Origin of the sequence: Nostoc sp. CMAA1605 (assembly GCF_021596505.1) — a bacterium.
Classification (GTDB): domain Bacteria; phylum Cyanobacteriota; class Cyanobacteriia; order Cyanobacteriales; family Nostocaceae; genus Trichormus.
In genome coordinates, this window is sequence record NZ_PJIZ01000077.1 from 1 (window position 1) to 16825 (window position 16825).

At 41.3% G+C, this 16825-nt stretch carries 16 protein-coding genes and 1 pseudogene; 8 read left to right on the top strand and 9 right to left on the bottom strand.

Annotated elements, in window-relative coordinates:
* Positions 1-23: 23 nt before the first annotated feature.
* Entirely contained in the window at positions 24-221 is a 198-nt protein-coding gene (locus CV014_RS21950) for a Txe/YoeB family addiction module toxin (protein WP_442946931.1), read from the bottom strand.
* Positions 202-453 (bottom strand): hypothetical protein, encoded by a 252-nt coding sequence (locus CV014_RS21955; protein ID WP_236143997.1) that lies wholly within the window; start codon positions 451-453, stop codon positions 202-204. The genes CV014_RS21950 and CV014_RS21955 overlap by 20 nt, the downstream gene beginning before the upstream one ends.
* Before the next feature lie 263 nt (positions 454-716).
* On the opposite strand from CV014_RS21955, the gene CV014_RS21960 reads away from it, so the two are divergent.
* Positions 717-1211, top strand: coding sequence for a hypothetical protein (locus tag CV014_RS21960; protein WP_236143972.1), 495 nt, complete (start codon positions 717-719; stop codon positions 1209-1211).
* Positions 1212-1271: 60 nt separating this feature from the next.
* Here the strand turns inward: CV014_RS21960 and CV014_RS21965 are convergent, their stop codons facing one another.
* From CV014_RS21965 to CV014_RS21985, 5 genes are all read right to left on the bottom strand, one after another.
* Positions 1272-2675 (bottom strand): ferredoxin:protochlorophyllide reductase (ATP-dependent) subunit N, encoded by a 1404-nt coding sequence (locus CV014_RS21965; protein ID WP_236143973.1) that lies wholly within the window; start codon positions 2673-2675, stop codon positions 1272-1274.
* A gap of 120 nt (positions 2676-2795) precedes the next feature.
* Positions 2796-3494 (bottom strand): DUF5331 domain-containing protein, encoded by a 699-nt coding sequence (locus CV014_RS21970; protein ID WP_442946932.1) that lies wholly within the window; start codon positions 3492-3494, stop codon positions 2796-2798.
* Positions 3495-3524: 30 nt separating this feature from the next.
* Positions 3525-4391, bottom strand: a complete 867-nt coding sequence (gene bchL / locus CV014_RS21975; RefSeq protein WP_067771601.1) for a ferredoxin:protochlorophyllide reductase (ATP-dependent) iron-sulfur ATP-binding protein — start codon at positions 4389-4391, stop codon at positions 3525-3527.
* A 545-nt stretch (positions 4392-4936) separates the two neighbouring features.
* Positions 4937-5194: a TIGR02450 family Trp-rich protein gene (locus tag CV014_RS21980; protein ID WP_236143974.1), complete on the bottom strand. Its 258-nt coding sequence runs from the start codon at positions 5192-5194 to the stop codon at positions 4937-4939.
* Positions 5195-5489: 295 nt separating this feature from the next.
* On the bottom strand, positions 5490-5873 hold the full coding sequence (locus CV014_RS21985; RefSeq protein ID WP_236143975.1) for a DUF3011 domain-containing protein: 384 nt from the start codon (positions 5871-5873) through the stop codon (positions 5490-5492).
* A gap of 535 nt (positions 5874-6408) precedes the next feature.
* On the opposite strand from CV014_RS21985, the gene clpB reads away from it, so the two are divergent.
* The 7 genes and pseudogenes from clpB (at position 6409) to CV014_RS22015 (ending at position 15554) form a co-directional block, all read left to right on the top strand.
* Positions 6409-9027: an ATP-dependent chaperone ClpB gene (gene clpB, locus CV014_RS21990; protein WP_236143976.1), complete on the top strand. Its 2619-nt coding sequence runs from the start codon at positions 6409-6411 to the stop codon at positions 9025-9027.
* Between the two features lie 476 nt (positions 9028-9503).
* Positions 9504-10183, top strand: a pseudogene (gene deoC / locus CV014_RS21995) (deoxyribose-phosphate aldolase).
* 72 nt (positions 10184-10255) lie between these two features.
* Complete coding sequence (gene recO / locus CV014_RS22000; protein WP_236143977.1) at positions 10256-11254, top strand: DNA repair protein RecO; 999 nt, start codon at positions 10256-10258, stop codon at positions 11252-11254.
* The gene (locus CV014_RS30710; RefSeq protein WP_442946933.1) at positions 11238-11465 is read left to right on the top strand and encodes a hypothetical protein; all 228 of its coding nucleotides are present in this window, start codon (positions 11238-11240) and stop codon (positions 11463-11465) included. The genes recO and CV014_RS30710 overlap by 17 nt, the downstream gene beginning before the upstream one ends.
* Positions 11423-12883, top strand: coding sequence for an MFS transporter (locus CV014_RS22005; RefSeq protein WP_442946934.1), 1461 nt, complete (start codon positions 11423-11425; stop codon positions 12881-12883). Before CV014_RS30710 ends, CV014_RS22005 begins: the two co-directional genes overlap by 43 nt.
* A gap of 340 nt (positions 12884-13223) precedes the next feature.
* The gene (locus CV014_RS22010; RefSeq protein ID WP_236143978.1) at positions 13224-14363 is read left to right on the top strand and encodes a glycosyltransferase family 4 protein; all 1140 of its coding nucleotides are present in this window, start codon (positions 13224-13226) and stop codon (positions 14361-14363) included.
* Between the two features lie 129 nt (positions 14364-14492).
* Complete coding sequence (locus CV014_RS22015; protein ID WP_236143979.1) at positions 14493-15554, top strand: DUF6585 family protein; 1062 nt, start codon at positions 14493-14495, stop codon at positions 15552-15554.
* Here CV014_RS22015 and CV014_RS22020 read toward each other — a convergent pair.
* Positions 15548-16285, bottom strand: coding sequence for a peptidase (locus CV014_RS22020; RefSeq protein ID WP_236143980.1), 738 nt, complete (start codon positions 16283-16285; stop codon positions 15548-15550). The genes CV014_RS22015 and CV014_RS22020 overlap by 7 nt on opposite strands.
* Before the next feature lie 295 nt (positions 16286-16580).
* A complete protein-coding gene (secG, locus tag CV014_RS22025; RefSeq protein WP_236143981.1) occupies positions 16581-16811 on the bottom strand; it encodes a preprotein translocase subunit SecG in 231 nt (76 codons plus the stop codon).
* Between the last annotated feature and the right edge of the window lie 14 nt (positions 16812-16825).

Below are 16825 nucleotides of genomic sequence, written 5' to 3' on the forward strand. Positions count from 1 at the left end.
TAAATCTTCTTCTATTTTGTAAACTAATCTATGCTCGTAATTCGCCTTGACCAATAACCTTGCAATTCATATTTCAGGGGTTCAGGCTTACCGATTCCTGAAAATGGTTCTCTTTGGATATCTTTAATTAGATCCAATATCTTTTTCAAAACTTTCTTATCTTCTATTGTCCACTGACCTAGTTGCTCAAAGGCTTCTGGCTCAAATGCTATTTTTTTCATATTCATCTAAATCAACATAGATTAGATTTCCTTTCTCTACATTTTCTAAAGCTTTAAATAGATGTTTTTTATTAGCTTCTGATTTAAGAAGATAAGTAGTTTCATCTTCTTCTGTTGGCTGTTCAACTAGAACTATCACTTCTACAATCGTCCCTTCTGGTAATTCGGTTGTATAAAGTTCAATTTTACCATCTTTACCGACGATAGCCTTTTGCTTAATTCCACTCAGCATAATTTTTAGATACTCCTCTCCTAAGCGAGATATTGACAAGATTGTATAACCTTATCTTAACTCTATTTAATTAAAGTCATTGAGTGTGATCGCAACTTCTCTCAATATACGAGGTTGAATGGAGAAAAGCTCAACTAGATATGGATTTCGGTGTTGGGTTACGCTATGGATTCATTCAATCTACTTCTAGTTATTAATGTTATTTCACTCTAATTAGAGGGAAATATAAAAGTAACCTGATTGAGAATAAATTAGAGGTAGTAATGACTGATTTATCTAGATTAAAATGGAGTAAAAATGTAACTTTTACACCTAGCGAAATAACATTTTGGGATTTTCCCATAAATGAACTGTCAAAAATATTTATCTTACATTGGAAAAAAGGCTATGAAGCTAATGCAGCAAGACCAGAAGAGGGTGATATTTTATTAATCAGGCAACATGCTCGTATCACACACGTTGTTCAATTGTTTAATAAAACTGTTTATGATGACGCTTCTGGTTATGAATTTAGCATTGGTCGTCTAGTTCAAATACTTTGGAAAGCAAATAATTTGAATCATGCGCCACATAATACAGAAATATTTGGTTGCCCAATTAAATTTCCTCCAAACGGAAAAGCTCACTTTTTAGAAAACATCGGTGATTTTAATGAGCATTGGAATCAGCGTGGCGGATTACCTGCATTTCAAAACTATGTTACAGGTGTATTAAATGAAAAAGGTGAATGGCTAAATCCATTAATTGCATTAGCATAGCTAGAATGAAAAAGGCGAACCTATGTTCGCCTCTAAAGTAATTATCTCAAAACCTAAAATCTAAATCTTCGCTTCTTCTTTCACCAACTTATCCCAACCTAAATCTTTCAAATTATGATTACGACGCAGTGGACGAGTTACTAACTCTAAAATGTCACGCGCATTGGTGAAACCGTGAATTTGAGCAAAAGTAAACTCCACAGACCATTTTGTATTGATCCCTCGCGCTTCTAAGGGGTTAGCGTGCGCCATACCAGTAATGACTAAATCTGGCTGCAAATCATAAATTCGCTGTACTTGGTTGTAATTATCTGGCTTCTCGACAATTTTTGGCAGGGGTACACCCATTTCTTGACAGGCCTTCTCTAACATGGCTAACTCAGCCGCTTGGTAGCGTTTATCCATGTAGGGGATACCAACTTCATGTACAGTCATCCCGCAGCGTACTAGGAACCGTGCTAAGGAGACTTCTAGCAAGTTGTCACCCATGAAAAATACAGATTTACCCCGAATTAATTTGACGTAATCTTCCAACCCCTCCCAAATATGCGCTTCCCGTTCCTCTAAACCTTGGGGTGTGATACCAAATACCGAGCAGATTTTTTCAATCCAAGCGCGAGTTCCATCGGGGCCGATGGGGAAGGGTGCGCCGATGAGTTTACATTTGCGTCGGCGCATTAAGGTGGTAGCAGTGCGACTGAGGAAGGGGTTGACACCAGCGACATAATACCCTTCTTCTATCACTGGGAGTTCGGTAAAGCGTTTTGCGGGTAGCCAGCCGGAAACTTTAATTCCTTGTTTTTTGAGTTCTAGGGTTAACTGAGTCACCACGGGATCAGGTAGAGAACCGAAAAGAACCAAGGGGGGATGATCTACATACTCTGATTCTTCTTGAACTACGTCTTCTTTTTTCTTACCGAAATTGAGCAGCTTTTGAATAGCGTTACGCTCATGTTTTTCGCTTTCCGCTACCGGAACTTGACTAGGACAACGGTTAGCCATTGCAGCTAACACGGTGTCTTCCCCTTGGGTAAAGGCGTAATCTAAGCCGTTAGCACGCGCCACGACGATAGGAATACCGATTTCACCTTCTAACTTGGGTGCTAAACCTTCCAAGTCCATTTTGATGATTTCGGTGGTGCAAGTGCCAATCCACACAATGACACTAGGATTGCGATCGCGTTTAATCTGTTCACACAGTCGCTTTAACTCTTCATAATCATTGAGTTGTGCTGAAATATCCCCCTCTTCTAACTCTGCCATTGCATAACGGGGTTCGGCAAAAATCATTACCCCCATCGCGTTTTGTAGGAAATACCCACAAGTCTTAGTACCAATCACTAAAAAGAAACTATCTTCGATTTTTTGATATAACCAGGCCACACAGCTAATTGGACAAAAGGTGTGGTAATTTCCAGTTTCACACTCAAAATTTAAAGCTGTCGATTCTTGCGCGATGGTCATGTGAATTTTTCTCCCCTTTATATCTCCAGGCAGATGAAATAGGGACGATATCAGGTGTGGAAGTAGTGAGTAGTAGTATTACGCCCTACTCCCGATTCCCGATTTCTGATTCCCTACTCCCTAGCCATATTTAGGCGTTGGGGAAGAGACGGGCAATTTCTGATTCATCAAAACCCCACTTGGTAATTCTTCCCCCATGAAATCATTGCTTTCTTCACCCTTTTGTAAGGATGTTTCATCACCCCAAACATCAGATAACACGTCACTGAAAGCACTCTCATCTGGCGAATTCAAATCCGCAAGCATTTGCTCTTCTAATCTTTCGGCTGATGAAGTTGTTAGATCAAAGGAAACTTCCTCAAAGCCATCTTCCTCTTGACTACCGGCGATTTCATTGAAGTTGTCTTCCATATCGCCCACGATCAGCGTATGGGAGTCAGTATCTTCACTGTATGTATTGGTATGAGGAACAGCAAAGTCATCATCTTGCGTATTTTCCCTGATACTGATGGGAGATGATTCCGTGTCAGTAATTGCACTGTTACCGAGAGCGATGTCTGGGTCAAAGTTTAATTCCAGTACCTCAATTAAAGTATCCGCATCGGGATTTAATTTAGCGAAAGGAAACATTAACTGCGCTAATTTTGGATCTAGCGCGTTGATCACTCCCAGGATGAGGTAAGAAGGCGGTCGCTTACCACCGTCGGGTGTATATACTGACTCCACTTCCATGTGAAGTTTAATCCAATCACGGTTGGCTTGGAAAAATTGCAACCACTTTTGTCTAATCGAATCCGTAAAGCTATGAAAGAAAGCCATTGATTGACCCCCATCCTGAAACTAGATGATTTATACAATCATCAAGTCTAATTCCTCTTCAGGATTAGCAACCTGTGGTTTACGCGGATTTAAATAAAAATCAGATAACAAAGTAAATAACTCCCGATCTGGAGCATCGTTAGGAACGACTCCTTCGGGACGGGCGAGAATTTGATCGGCAATGTTGAGGTAGTAGTCACACACGTAGTTGAGTGATGGGTCTGACTCTGCCATTTCAAACAAAGTTTTACCCTTGACGCGAGACACCCTAATATCTTCTATTAATGGCAAGACTTCCAGCACAGGCATTGGAACTGATTCCACATACTTCTCAATCAAGTCGCGCTTGGAGGTACGATTGCCAATTAATCCGGCTAGACGCAGTGGGTGAGTTCGTGCTTTTTCCCGCACCGAAGCTGCTATGCGATTGGCTGCAAATAAAGCATCAAAGCCATTATCAGTCACAATCATGCAGTAATCAGCATAATTGAGTGGTGCTGCAAAACCGCCGCAAACAACGTCACCCAAGACATCAAACAAGATCACATCATACTCGTCAAAGGCGTTGAGTTCCTTGAGTAATTTCACTGTTTCACCGACGACGTAACCACCACAGCCAGCACCCGCAGGTGGCCCACCAGCTTCAACGCAGTCTACACCACCATAGCCTTTGTAAATGACATCTTCTGGCCAGACATCTTCATAGTGATAATCTTTTTCTTGCAGAGTATCAATAATCGTGGGAATTAAAAATCCGGTTAGGGTAAAGGTGCTGTCGTGCTTGGGGTCACAGCCAATTTGCAGCACTTTTTTGCCGCGTTTAGCTAGAGCGACGGAAATATTACAGCTAGTTGTAGATTTACCTATCCCACCTTTTCCGTAAACTGCTAATTTCACTTTTGTTTGCCTCTTATGGTTTTTTGTTAAACGCACTACTAGCCGCAGATGGCAATGTGTGAGGTACGTGAGTGTGATTATTGTCGAAATTTCACGGGAAATAAAGGGGGTGTAAATTTGAAAAACCGCTAAATAAGAAAAAAAATTTTTAAATGAGAATATTTAATGACTTAAATTCTTTAAAATCCTATTTTTTAGATTAAAAGACTAATATAAAAGTCTTTATTAAAGTGTATATATAAAAAGAGTTACAAAAAACAAAAATCTGAAGTTACGAATTATCAATATTTTCCATTGATTTAGCAGGCTTGAATCAGCACTGTGATATGGATAGACTGGATTTGACTAGGGGCGATGGCATTCCGCCCAGCGTAGCCGATCGCAAATTACCTATTGATGTCATCAGTAGATAGACTAAAAACCATGATCAGTAAAGAATTCTACCCTTGATGCCTATATGTAAACTGCGCTTGTCTGAAGTAGATTAGTTAAATAAAATGGGCTTGTAAAAAATTATTAATTTTCCCAATATCATCTAGATTTGGCTAAGATGTCGCTTCGGTATCTAGTGCGGCGATTTCTTGGAGTGATTGCCAACCAGCTTGCCATTGCGAACCATCTTGCAATAATTTGGCGTTCATCCAAAACCGGACATGAGGATCACAAGCGGCTACCATCTCAGCGTAAACCCACTTACCTTGATTTTTGCGGTTGACGACTTGAAAGTGTCTCCAACCATCTACTTTTTTTGTGGCTGTCCATTTAGAACCCAGCAGATAAGGAAATTTCTGTTTTTTAGTCATTTGTCAATAGTTAATTTTATTTCTTGATAAATATTTACATTACTGTATCGTACTAATAGCTGTGGGTTAAATGCAATTGTTTACAGTCATTGCACTTAACCCACAGCTACCGATTTCTACGTTGAAATCAGATTGATTGTGATATTCAAGAATTTTAGTCAAAATACTTGTTTTACTTAAAACCCAGCGAAACCATAAATTAAAATACAACAAATCAGCTAAATACTTTTGCTTTCTGTCATTTGCTGATACTTAGTGCTGCTAGCGGGCTTATTTAAACGCAATTGGTTGCATTCTAGTACCCGTTATATCTCATATCTCGGTCGTATCTTTCCTGTCTTTCGTATCTGTCACCTCTGTCGTATCTATTATCTCGGTCGTATCTGTCGTATCTGCCACCTCGGTTATATGTCTGAGGAACTGCAAATTGAGCGCGACAACCGTTTCTCACCCAAACGCGATCGCGGACATAACCCCAATTTCCTCTACAACTCGCGTCAGATACCTGTCTGATAAATCTCACGCGGCCTCTGCCTATATAACAGACATTCCGGCGATTATTCACACTTTCACAAGTAACGATTTCTCGTGCTGATGCGGGAGGAGCAAAACTTAAAAGTGTACTGATACTACTGGCAACAGCTAAGGTAGTAGCTATGACTGAAAAACGTCTAAGCATAATCAATTTATCTCCGTGAATATAACACCATGACAATTAAGTAAGTTTGGTGAAATCCAAACTATATTGATCATAAAATTCGAGATGAATGACCAAATATGCCAAAAGTCACGATTATAACTGTGATAAAAGTCATATCTCTGAATGAAGCAGCCTACCGTCAACTCAATTGGAGTTTATTTTGCTCTGTCTTGATAATTTACTGATATGAAATGACCGTGACTTATGGCACGGTTTTCAGTATGATTACGGTTTAACTAAAGATACTGGCTTTTTCTAGCTTACGCATATCCCCAGGTAAGTAGACTCAACAGCATGAACTAAAAGGTAATACTACTACCTGATGAAGACGTGAAGACCGATCCAGCTATTGGTGCTGAAATTCATAGAATAACCATATATAGCGGGGAATCGGGAATGGGGAATTGGGAATGGGGAAGGGGTAATTAACTTCCGACTTCCGAAAACACCGACTTCCGAAAACACCGCCCTAATTTATATTTGCATCTGCGCGTCTACGTTCCTCAATCAGCCTATGCAACCGACTAATCCAAACCAATTTACAGAAAAAGCTTGGGAAGCGATCGCCCACACTCCTGAGATAGCTAAACAGCATCAACAACAGCAGATAGAAAGCGAACACCTGATGAAAGCCCTCCTCGAACAAGAGGGTTTAGCCAGTGGGATTTTGACGAAAGCAGGTGTGAACTTACAAAAAATTAGCGATCGCACCGAACAATTTATCCAACGTCAACCAAAAGTCTCAGGAAACAGCACTTCTGTATACTTGGGGCGGAGTTTAGACACGCTGTTAGACCGTGCTGAAGGACATCGGAAAGATTTCCAAGACGAATATATTTCTATTGAACACCTATTGCTGGCTTACCCAAAAGACGATCGCTTCGGCAAAGGTTTATTTCAAGAATTCCGTTTAGATGAAAACAAACTAAAAGATATTATTAAACAAGTTCGTGGGAGTCAAAAAGTGACCGACCAAAATCCAGAAGGCAAGTACCAATCGCTGGAAAAATACGGGCGTGACCTCACAGAAGCAGCCCGTCAAGGTCAACTTGATCCGGTGATTGGGCGCGATGATGAAATTCGCCGCACTATTCAAATTTTGTCTCGCCGTACCAAAAATAACCCTGTGTTGATTGGTGAACCAGGTGTGGGTAAAACTGCGATCGCGGAAGGTCTAGCACAGCGTATTGTGGCGGGTGATGTTCCCCAATCTCTCAAAGACCGCAAGTTAATCTCTCTCGATATGGGGGCGATGATTGCGGGAGCGAAATTCCGAGGAGAATTTGAAGAACGTTTAAAAGCTGTCTTAAAGGAAGTCACCGAATCCGGCGGGAATATAGTTCTATTTATCGATGAAATTCATACCGTCGTCGGTGCTGGTGCAACTCAAGGCGCGATGGATGCGGGTAACTTACTCAAACCCATGTTGGCGCGGGGTGAGTTGCGTTGTATCGGGGCGACTACTTTAGATGAATATCGTAAATATATAGAGAAAGACGCAGCTTTAGAAAGACGTTTCCAACAAGTTTACGTAGATCAGCCCAGTGTAGAAGATACCATCTCTATTTTGCGGGGATTGAAGGAACGCTATGAAGTTCACCACGGGGTGAAAATTTCTGATAGTTCCTTAGTTGCAGCCGCTACCTTGTCTAGTCGTTATATTAGCGATCGCTTCCTTCCAGATAAAGCCATTGACTTGGTAGACGAAGCCGCCGCTAGGCTCAAAATGGAAATTACTTCTAAGCCAGAAGAACTAGACGAAATTGACCGCAAAATTTTGCAGTTGGAAATGGAGAAGCTGTCTTTGCAAAAAGAAAGTGATGCAGCTTCCCGTGAACGGTTAGAAAGATTAGAAAAAGAACTGGCGGATCTCAAAGAAGAACAAAGAACCCTCAACGCTCAATGGCAGTCAGAAAAAGATATCATTACCAAAATTCAGTCTGTCAAAGAAGAGATTGATAAAGTTAACTTAGAAATTCAGCAAGCCGAGAGAAACTACGACCTCAACCGCGCCGCCGAATTAAAATATGGCAAGTTAACCAATTTACATCGCCGACTCGAATCCGCCGAAAGTGAACTCGCTAACGCCCAAAGAACCGGCAAATCGCTATTGCGGGAGGAAGTCACCGAAGCGGACATTGCGGAAATTATTTCTAAGTGGACAGGAATTCCCATTAGTAAGTTAGTGGAATCGGAGAAAGAGAAACTCCTACATTTAGAAGACGAATTGCATCACCGAGTCATTGGACAATCCGAAGCGGTGACGGCTGTTGCTGATGCGATTCAGCGATCGCGCGCTGGTTTGGCTGATCCCAATCGTCCTACTGCTAGCTTTGTCTTCCTTGGCCCCACAGGCGTAGGTAAAACCGAGTTAGCCAAAGCTTTGGCGGCGTATATGTTCGACACCGAAGAAGCATTGGTGCGGATTGATATGTCGGAATATATGGAGAAACACGCGGTTTCACGGTTAATTGGTGCGCCTCCTGGTTATGTAGGCTACGAAGAAGGCGGACAACTCACGGAAGCGATTCGTCGCCGTCCCTATGCAGTGATTCTCTTTGACGAAATCGAGAAAGCACACCCCGATGTGTTTAATATTTTCCTGCAAATTCTCGATGATGGTCGTGTGACTGATGCCCAAGGTCATACCGTGGACTTTAAGAACACCATTATTATTATGACCAGTAACATCGGTTCACAGTATATTCTCGATGTGGCTGGGGATGATTCCCGCTATGATGAAATGCGTCATCGGGTAATGGAAGCCATGCGGAGTAGTTTCCGTCCTGAGTTTCTCAACCGGATTGATGAAATTATTATCTTCCACGGTTTGGATAAGCGAGAATTACGGCAGATCGTTCAATTACAAGTGGAAAGATTACGGGAAAGATTGGGCGATCGCAAGATGTCCCTACGCCTCTCAGAAGCGGCTCTTGACTTTTTAGCCGAAGTAGGATACGACCCTGTATTTGGGGCGCGTCCACTCAAGCGAGCGATTCAGCGTGAGTTAGAAACGCAAATTGCTAAGGCGATTTTGCGCGGTGAATTTAACGACGGAGATACAATTTTTGTCGATGTCCAGAATGAAAGATTGTCCTTTAGTCGTTTACCTGTTGAGGTGTTTAGTAGTTAGTTAACCAAAAATTAACTCATCTATATTGCCAGCAAAGACGCATTTTTATTCATATGTGTCTTTGCATTTTTTGCTATTTTCAATCATTGAATTAATTTATGGTTGGAATGCTGTAATACCAATTCTCTATGAAGTTGCACCAAATAAATGATGTAGAGACGTTGCATACAAAGTCTCTACAGTATGGAATAAAGTACATCTTCATCAAGAAATGGTATGAGCAGAATAGTTATTTTTTATCTGGGAATAAATTTAATATTTAACTAATATCGAATTAGGATAATTAGTATGGATTTTTACTCAGCATTCATCACAGGCTAAATGCTGGGCTACCGCTAACAAACTCACCATCGGCTAACACCGCACTCTGCTAACAGCACTTTCAAGTTAGACTCGGAATATATATGGTTTAATTAGTAATAAGATTCTTATTTTTTTATAAACACATATAGTTCATTTATTTTGGTAAAAACACGATGGCAGCAGACTATCCAGATATTGATATTGCGCCATTTATCGATCATGCCTTGTTAACGCCAACAGCTACACCAGAGCAGGTTGAGCAATGGTGTCAACAAGCTGATAGATTTAATTTTGCGTCGGTGTGTGTATACCCCGTTCATGTCAAACAAGCCACAGAACTTCTACATGGGAAAAAACCAAAGTTTGTACAGTCATTGGTTTTCCCACAGGGGCGACAACGGGGGCTGTGAAGTTATATGAAGCGCAAGAAGCAACAGAAAACGGGGCTACAGAGTTAGATGTAGTCATGAATTTAGGTTGGTTAAAAATTGGTAAAACTGATGCTATTCACCGAGAAATTGCTGAAATCTGTGAGGAGACTGGGCAAACAGTCAAGGTGATTTTGGAAACTAACCTATTGACAGATGCAGAAAAAAAACTAGGGGCTGAAATTGCAATGGATGCAGGTGCAGCCTTCCTAAAAACCAGTACAGGCTGGAATGGTGGGGCGACAGTCTCCGATGTACGGCTGTTGAAGGAAGTTGCACGGGACAGAGTTGGAATTAAAGCTTCTGGGGGAATTCGTACCCTAGAGCAAGCCTTAGACTTAATATTAGCGGGTGCGACTAGATTAGGCACATCTCGCGGTATTGATTTGATCCGAGGGCGCTATAACTTGGAGAAAGATGGATAGTCTGAGTCATTTGTCATTTATTTTTTGTCTTCACATAATGACTAGTGACTAAGAACTAATAATTAATAACTAATGAGTAGAACCTATAAAGCCACGGGTATTAATCTTAAAACCCAGGTGCTGGGAGAATCAGATAAAATAGTAACCATTTTGACAAGGGAATTCGGGTTGATTCGAGCAGTAGCCCCAGGCGCGCGCAAACACAATTCTAGTCTTGGGGGTAGAAGCGGGATGTTTGTAGTCAATGACCTACTGATTGCTAAGGGGCGATCGCTCGATAAAATTACTCAAGCCCAAACAGTGAAAACTTATCCTGGTTTAGCCCAAGATTTGGGAAAATTAGCAGCGAGTCAGTATTTAGCGGAAATAGTTCTTTGTCAGGCGTTAACTGAACATCCCCAAGAAGAACTATATGAATTACTCAATGAACATCTCCAGCGTTTAGAAACTGTACCCAAAAATCAGCAGTCTAGTATTTTAGCCTGTCTCGCCCATGCGGTTTTCCACTTCTTAGCATTAGCAGGACTCACCCCCCAAGTCCAAACCTGTTGCTTAACTCAACGTCATCTCACCCCAGACTGGACAAATCCCCATTGGCAAGTAGGCTTTAGCATCTCATCAGGTGGCATTGTTTGTTTAGAAGCTTGGGAAAATTTGCGAAAAGCCGCCATTAGGGAAGCAGGGGGGCAGGGGGGCAGAGAGAACTCTGAGCGGAGGTTTCCTCCGCTCAGAAGTTCGGAGGAGCAGGGGAGAAAAATCATTACCCAGTCCCCAATCCCCAGTCCCCAATCCCCAGTCCCCAGTCCCCAGTCCCCAACCCCCCAATACCAAACCGTTATCCATCGCCAAGAAATCCCCGTGATTTCTGTCAGATTAAATTCTTATGAACTGGCCATGCTCCAACAGCTCTCACAACCAGAGATAATGCAAAGTAGCACCATCAAAGATGAAAGCTGGTTATCTGTAGAGCAGATTTTACGCCAGTATGCTCAGTATCATTTAGGTCGCCCTATTCGCTCCGCCTCTTTAATCGATTCTTATTTTGCTGCCAACCATGATGCAACCGTCTGATTTTGATACGAAAATTCTGCCGTTGTCACCCCCACACGCCAGAAAACAGAATAGGGCATCGGCTCCTACTACTGCACCCAGTTATTTAAATGCTGTTCCTCATTCACTGCCCATTCACACCCACAGCCAAGAAATGTCCGGTGAAGGCATTTCCCATCAAAATAAATCTTGGACATCGGAAAAACTCAACCAGATGTACCAGAGCCTTTAAAGCTAATGCAGCCAGATGACAATCCTGCTGGTGAACAAACTAATGGACATAGTAATCATCAACAGTCCACTACTCCAAAAACAGAATCCCCATCAGCAGGTGATTCTGGTGTTGGAGGAGTCATAACTTCCGATGGGCAGCCACAGCAGGGTTTTGGGGCTGTCCTGAAAAATCCCAACTTTCTCGCGCTTTGGGGTGGTCAGGTATTTTGTCAGCTAGCAGATAAAGTCTATTTAGTATTGATGATTGCTTTGATTAACAGTGAATTCCAAGGCAGCAATCAAAGCATCAGTGGTTGGGTATCGGCTTTAATGATGGCGTTCACGATTCCGGCTGTGCTGTTTGGTTCGGTGGCGGGTGTGTTTGTCGATCGCTGGTCAAAAAAGGCTGTGTTAGTTGCTACTAATGCTTGGCGGGGCATTTTAGTTTTAGTAATTCCTCTGTTACTGTGGTTGACTCATGATTGGCAGCCCATAGGGATGCTACCTGTAGGTTTTGCGATTATTTTGGCGGTAACTTTTTTAGTGTCTACCTTGACGCAGTTTTTTGCCCCAGCAGAACAGGCGGCGATTCCTTTAGTAGTTAAAGAACAGGATTTACTCTCAGCGAATTCTTTATATACAACCACAATGATGGCATCGGTAATTGTGGGGTTTGCTGTAGGAGAACCGTTACTTGCTTTGGCGGATACGATTTGGGCGCAACTGGGTGGTCATAACGGCTTTGGGAAGGAACTTTTGGTGGGTGGTAGCTATGCGATCGCCAGTATTATTTTGTTATTACTAGCCACTAACGAAAAAACTCACGCCCCAGAAACGGAATTTCCCCACGTGTTGTCCGACTTGCAGGACGGTTTACGCTATCTCAAAGAGAACTATCATGTTCGTAATGCCTTACTGCAATTGACCATTTTATTTTCTGTGTTTGCCGCACTGACGGTTTTAGCTGTGCGGATGGCAGAAATTATTCCTCACTTAAAAGCTTCTCAGTTCGGCTTTTTATTGGCGGCTGGTGGTGTGGGAATTGCTATTGGTGCGACCTTGATTGGTCAATTCGGGCAACGTTTTTCCTATAATCAACTGAGCTTATTTGGCTGCGTAGGTATGGCAGCATCTTTAATCGGTTTGTCTGTATTTACCACACAATTGGGTTTAGTCTTACTTTTAGTCACAACGCTGGGTGTGTTTGGGGCTTTGGTGGGTATTCCCATGCAGACAACCATTCAAACAGAAACTCTACCAGCTATGCGGGGTAAAGTCTTCGGCTTACAGAATAACGTTGTGAATATTGCCTTATCTCTACCTTTAGCATTAGCAGGGGTAGCGGAAACCTTTGTGGGTTTAAAAGCTGTATTTATGGGATTAGCCGCGATCGTCATTTCTGGCGGGATTTTAACTTGGTATAACTCCCGTGATTAATATCAGCTATTTCATCCAAATTTTTTATCAATGCCAGGCGATCGCTTCTGCATTCAAAGCCAAACCTTTCATGCTAAACTAATCTCATAAAAATTTGACTTAACTTTGCTGGCAATCAGTTGGATACTTACCAGGAATCCCTGTGATCAACGTACTTCTACTTACAAGTGAAAAACACAGTAAATCAGCCCATAGACTATCTGCTTTATAACAGAATCAAGCCGATTTTTATGGTCAGTTTAGAGTGAAAACACAAGCAATAGGCAACCAGCAACCCGACAGATAACACAAACAATTCAAAATAAATAATCAACCCTGCTCTTCTGATAGCTGATCAAGAATGCGTATAGCCTGGATTGGAAAAAAGTCACCCTTTTGTGGCAACGTTACTTACAGTAGAGAAATCACTAACTCTTTGTTAGATCGCGGGCATCAAGTTAGCTTTCTACACTTTGCTCAAGAAGAATCTGAAAGTGACAATTGGCCAAACTTTCAAGAAGTTTCTTTGCCTTTCATTTATAAATCGCAGGTTTACACCATACCAACTTTAAAAGCCACAAAGGTTTTAACAGAGTCACTTAGGGAAATCAAACCGGATATTGTCCACGCTTCTTTGACTTTATCTCCCCTAGATTTTTTTCTACCGGAAATTTGTGATCAATTAAATTTGCCCCTAGTGGCTACATTTCATACGCCATTTGCAGGGAAAGGGGCGAAGCTAATTTCAGGAACCCAGCTTTTAGCCTATCAACTCTACGCGCCTTTTTTGGATAACTACGATCGCGTCATTGTCTTTTCTCAAATTCAGCGAGAATTGTTAGGCAATATGGGTGTACGCGACAAAAAAATTGCAGTTATTCCCAATGGTGTAGATATAGATAAATACTCTCCTGGTTATTCGGAAGTTAAAGCAGAATTCAAAGCAGAACGTTTGTTTGTTTATCAAGGCAGAATCGCTCCCGAAAAAAATGTAGAATCTCTATTGAGAGCTTGGAAGCAAGTCAACATGGGAGCAGGTAGCAAATTATTAGTTGTTGGTGATGGCCCTTTAAGAGCTTCTTTAGAGCCATTTTATGGTGCTGAATACGGTATTATCTGGCTAGGATTTGTCGCTGATGAAGAGCGACGCATTAAGATTTTACGCGGTGCAGATGTCTTTATTTTGCCTTCATTAGTGGAGGGATTGTCTTTATCTTTATTAGAGGCGATGGCTTGTGGACTAGCTTGTATAGCCACAGATGTCGGTGCAGATGGGGAAGTCTTAGAAAAAGGTGCAGGAGTCGTTGTCAACCCGAAAACTGCGCGATCGCAACTACGTACTCTGTTACCCTTATTTCAAGACCATCCTGAATTAACAACTTTGCTAGGACAAAAAGCCAGAAACCGTGTACTAGACCTTTACACTCTCAGTAAAAACATTACTAAATTAGAAGAACTTTATCAAGAAGTTTTAGCATCACAGCCTGTAGGTCTGATTTAGGATTGATACTCAGTTAAAAAGATGCGCCGGAACTTGTCTTTTATTCTGAAAATTGATACCCGTTAATTTGACTGAATTTTCGGGAATTATGTATATATGGTCATACCTTCCCCATGAAGTCAATTAATAATGGATATTAGAGATTTAGCTGCACAAAATGATTTAGGTAGTCTTGTGCAGAATTGTCAGGCAGAGTTTCTATCACGACAGTATCTCGTGGGTATATCGATAATAACGTCGTTATTATTCGTAATATTAGTAGTATCCCGCAATGTCGATATATTTATTGCCCTACTTCTGGTTTTGGGTGTATTTTTAATCTCTACTGCTATATATTTTGCAGTATTTCTGGCGAATAAAAATAAAGAATTATTTGTCTACGAAAATGGATTTATTTATGTTAATAAGGATAATTATATTATAACTAAATATGAGGATGTTAAAGAAATATTTCAACAAATTATCACAACATCCGTCAATGGAATTTCTACTTCAACACAATATAAATACACAATCCATCTTAAAAATCACGTTAAGCCCATATCTCTGACAAATATTTTTCAAGATATTGGACAAGCGGGAGAGTATATCCAAAATAAAATATTACATCACCAATTACCTGTAGTTTTATCTGCTTATCAAAGAGGTGAAAACGTTAAATTTAAAGATATTACAGTTAACCAAAATGGACTAATTATTGAGAAAAAATCATTACCTTGGGAGCAAATTAAAAATATTAAAGTAGTTCAAGGTCAAGTATTAATATTAAAAGAGCGTGGAGATTTACTACTCAACATTGCAGCTATTCCCAATATCTATGTATTTTTGAATTTGTTATATGAAATTATGGCTGTCTCCAAGCCGCAAACTACAACTCCCAGCAAAGGTAATGATATTTACCTAAATCTCAAAATCAGCCAAGCTGAAGCTGTATCAGGCTGTCTAGAAAAAGAAGTTAGTTTTAGTCGTTGGGAAATTTGTGACGAATGTCACGGTTCAGGGTTAGATAGTCGAGGAAATCAATGTTTTGTCTGTTTGGGAGAGGGACAAAACCAAGTCGTGAGAAAAATCCAGATTACAATTCCGCCTCATAGTGTAGCAGGCGATCGCCTCACCATTGCGGGAGAGGGGAACGCAGGTCGTCGCGGTGGTGAACCTGGTGATTTATATATTGATTTAGATATTCAATAGCTAAAACCTAAACTAGTAGGTTGTTCGTAAATCCGCTTTAACGTGTTGACATCTCTATGAGAAATAAACGGTGAATTGCGGACTTGGGAAAAGTAAAGCGCGTCCGTTTCTAGGGGACTATGACCCCAAATTCCCAAAGCGTGACCGAGTTCGTGACGAGAAGCTGCTAAAAGATAACGACCAGTTTGGCTAGGACTCAATAAAATACTGACACGGTGCAGTAAAACATGATCAAGAGTATATAACTCATAGCGAGTTAAAGCAGAACGCGCACGCGGACTTCTATCTTCACGGGAAAACTCTAAAGGTGGCGTTTTGCGCTCGATGGTAATATCAGCTATGTCTGAAGACTCTACTACTAGTAAAGGTAAAAAATCATTCCACTCTTGAACAGTATCTAAAACACTATTAAACCAAACTTGCGCCTGTTGCTCATTAATTCCCGTTGGTCGTTGAATAAACACTTTCACAGGCAATTTCGACCACAATAAATAACCGACTTCAGTAGTGGCTATTTGCGAGAAATAGTCACCACTATTAGTGTTATCTTGCCATTGAGCCAGCGTAGGCGGTAGCGGATGGGTTTTGGCTGGAGGTAGTTTTGGGGAAACAGCAAAACCTGAGAAATTAGTTAAAACAATTAGCAGCCCCGTGGCGATCGCCAATACCAAGGCTGCTAATAACTGCTTGTTAATCAACTTGTTCAGGGTATTAGGTTTTGGGTTTGACATACTCCTTGACCTAAAGGTACAAGGATTCCCTAAGTCTCACGGCTTAGATTTCTGCTTCTTAGCAACTGCCTCCACCCCAAAGGTTTTTCGGTCTTGTGTTTGCTCCACAGACTTAAATTCCCGGATGTCCCTCGGTATGTACTCAACTGTAGCACAAAGCCGCCCTAGAAGCGATGCACTGAGTGCCACACTGAGCCTGTCGAAGTGCTTGCCGAAGTGGACGGGGTTTCAGACCCAGAGGTTTCGATGAAGTATTATTTCCCATCTACCTAACTCCTGGTAACTAGATTTTGACTTATTTTAGCCAACCAGCACTTAAAACTACTGTTAAACCGAGAAAAATCACTGTTAATGCCCAAGTAATGCGGTTTAAAGTATTTTCTGCGCTTTTGGTGCTGGTAAATAACTGTGCTTGTCCACCAATAGAAGCAATACCATCACCTTTGGGGCTATGGAGTAATACTAAAACGATAACGCCCAAGGCAGAAATCGCCCAAATAGCTTGCAAAATATTCATTACTGTCATGGTAGCAATCTCTT

Coding starts and splice junctions, on each gene's coding strand:
- CV014_RS22020 (WP_236143980.1), bottom strand. CDS start 16,285: ATGTCAAACCCAAAACCTAATACCCTGAACAAGTTGATTAACAAGCAG.
- recO (WP_236143977.1), top strand. CDS start 10,256: ATGAGTAGAACCTATAAAGCCACGGGTATTAATCTTAAAACCCAGGTG.
- CV014_RS21985 (WP_236143975.1), bottom strand. CDS start 5,873: ATGCTTAGACGTTTTTCAGTCATAGCTACTACCTTAGCTGTTGCCAGT.
- clpB (WP_236143976.1), top strand. CDS start 6,409: ATGCAACCGACTAATCCAAACCAATTTACAGAAAAAGCTTGGGAAGCG.
- CV014_RS21980 (WP_236143974.1), bottom strand. CDS start 5,194: ATGACTAAAAAACAGAAATTTCCTTATCTGCTGGGTTCTAAATGGACA.
- secG (WP_236143981.1), bottom strand. CDS start 16,811: ATGACAGTAATGAATATTTTGCAAGCTATTTGGGCGATTTCTGCCTTG.
- CV014_RS21950 (WP_442946931.1), bottom strand. CDS start 221: ATGAAAAAAATAGCATTTGAGCCAGAAGCCTTTGAGCAACTAGGTCAG.
- CV014_RS21960 (WP_236143972.1), top strand. CDS start 717: ATGACTGATTTATCTAGATTAAAATGGAGTAAAAATGTAACTTTTACA.
- CV014_RS30710 (WP_442946933.1), top strand. CDS start 11,238: ATGATGCAACCGTCTGATTTTGATACGAAAATTCTGCCGTTGTCACCC.
- CV014_RS22010 (WP_236143978.1), top strand. CDS start 13,224: ATGCGTATAGCCTGGATTGGAAAAAAGTCACCCTTTTGTGGCAACGTT.
- CV014_RS21965 (WP_236143973.1), bottom strand. CDS start 2,675: ATGACCATCGCGCAAGAATCGACAGCTTTAAATTTTGAGTGTGAAACT.
- CV014_RS21955 (WP_236143997.1), bottom strand. CDS start 453: ATGCTGAGTGGAATTAAGCAAAAGGCTATCGTCGGTAAAGATGGTAAA.
- CV014_RS21970 (WP_442946932.1), bottom strand. CDS start 3,494: ATGGCTTTCTTTCATAGCTTTACGGATTCGATTAGACAAAAGTGGTTG.
- CV014_RS22015 (WP_236143979.1), top strand. CDS start 14,493: ATGGATATTAGAGATTTAGCTGCACAAAATGATTTAGGTAGTCTTGTG.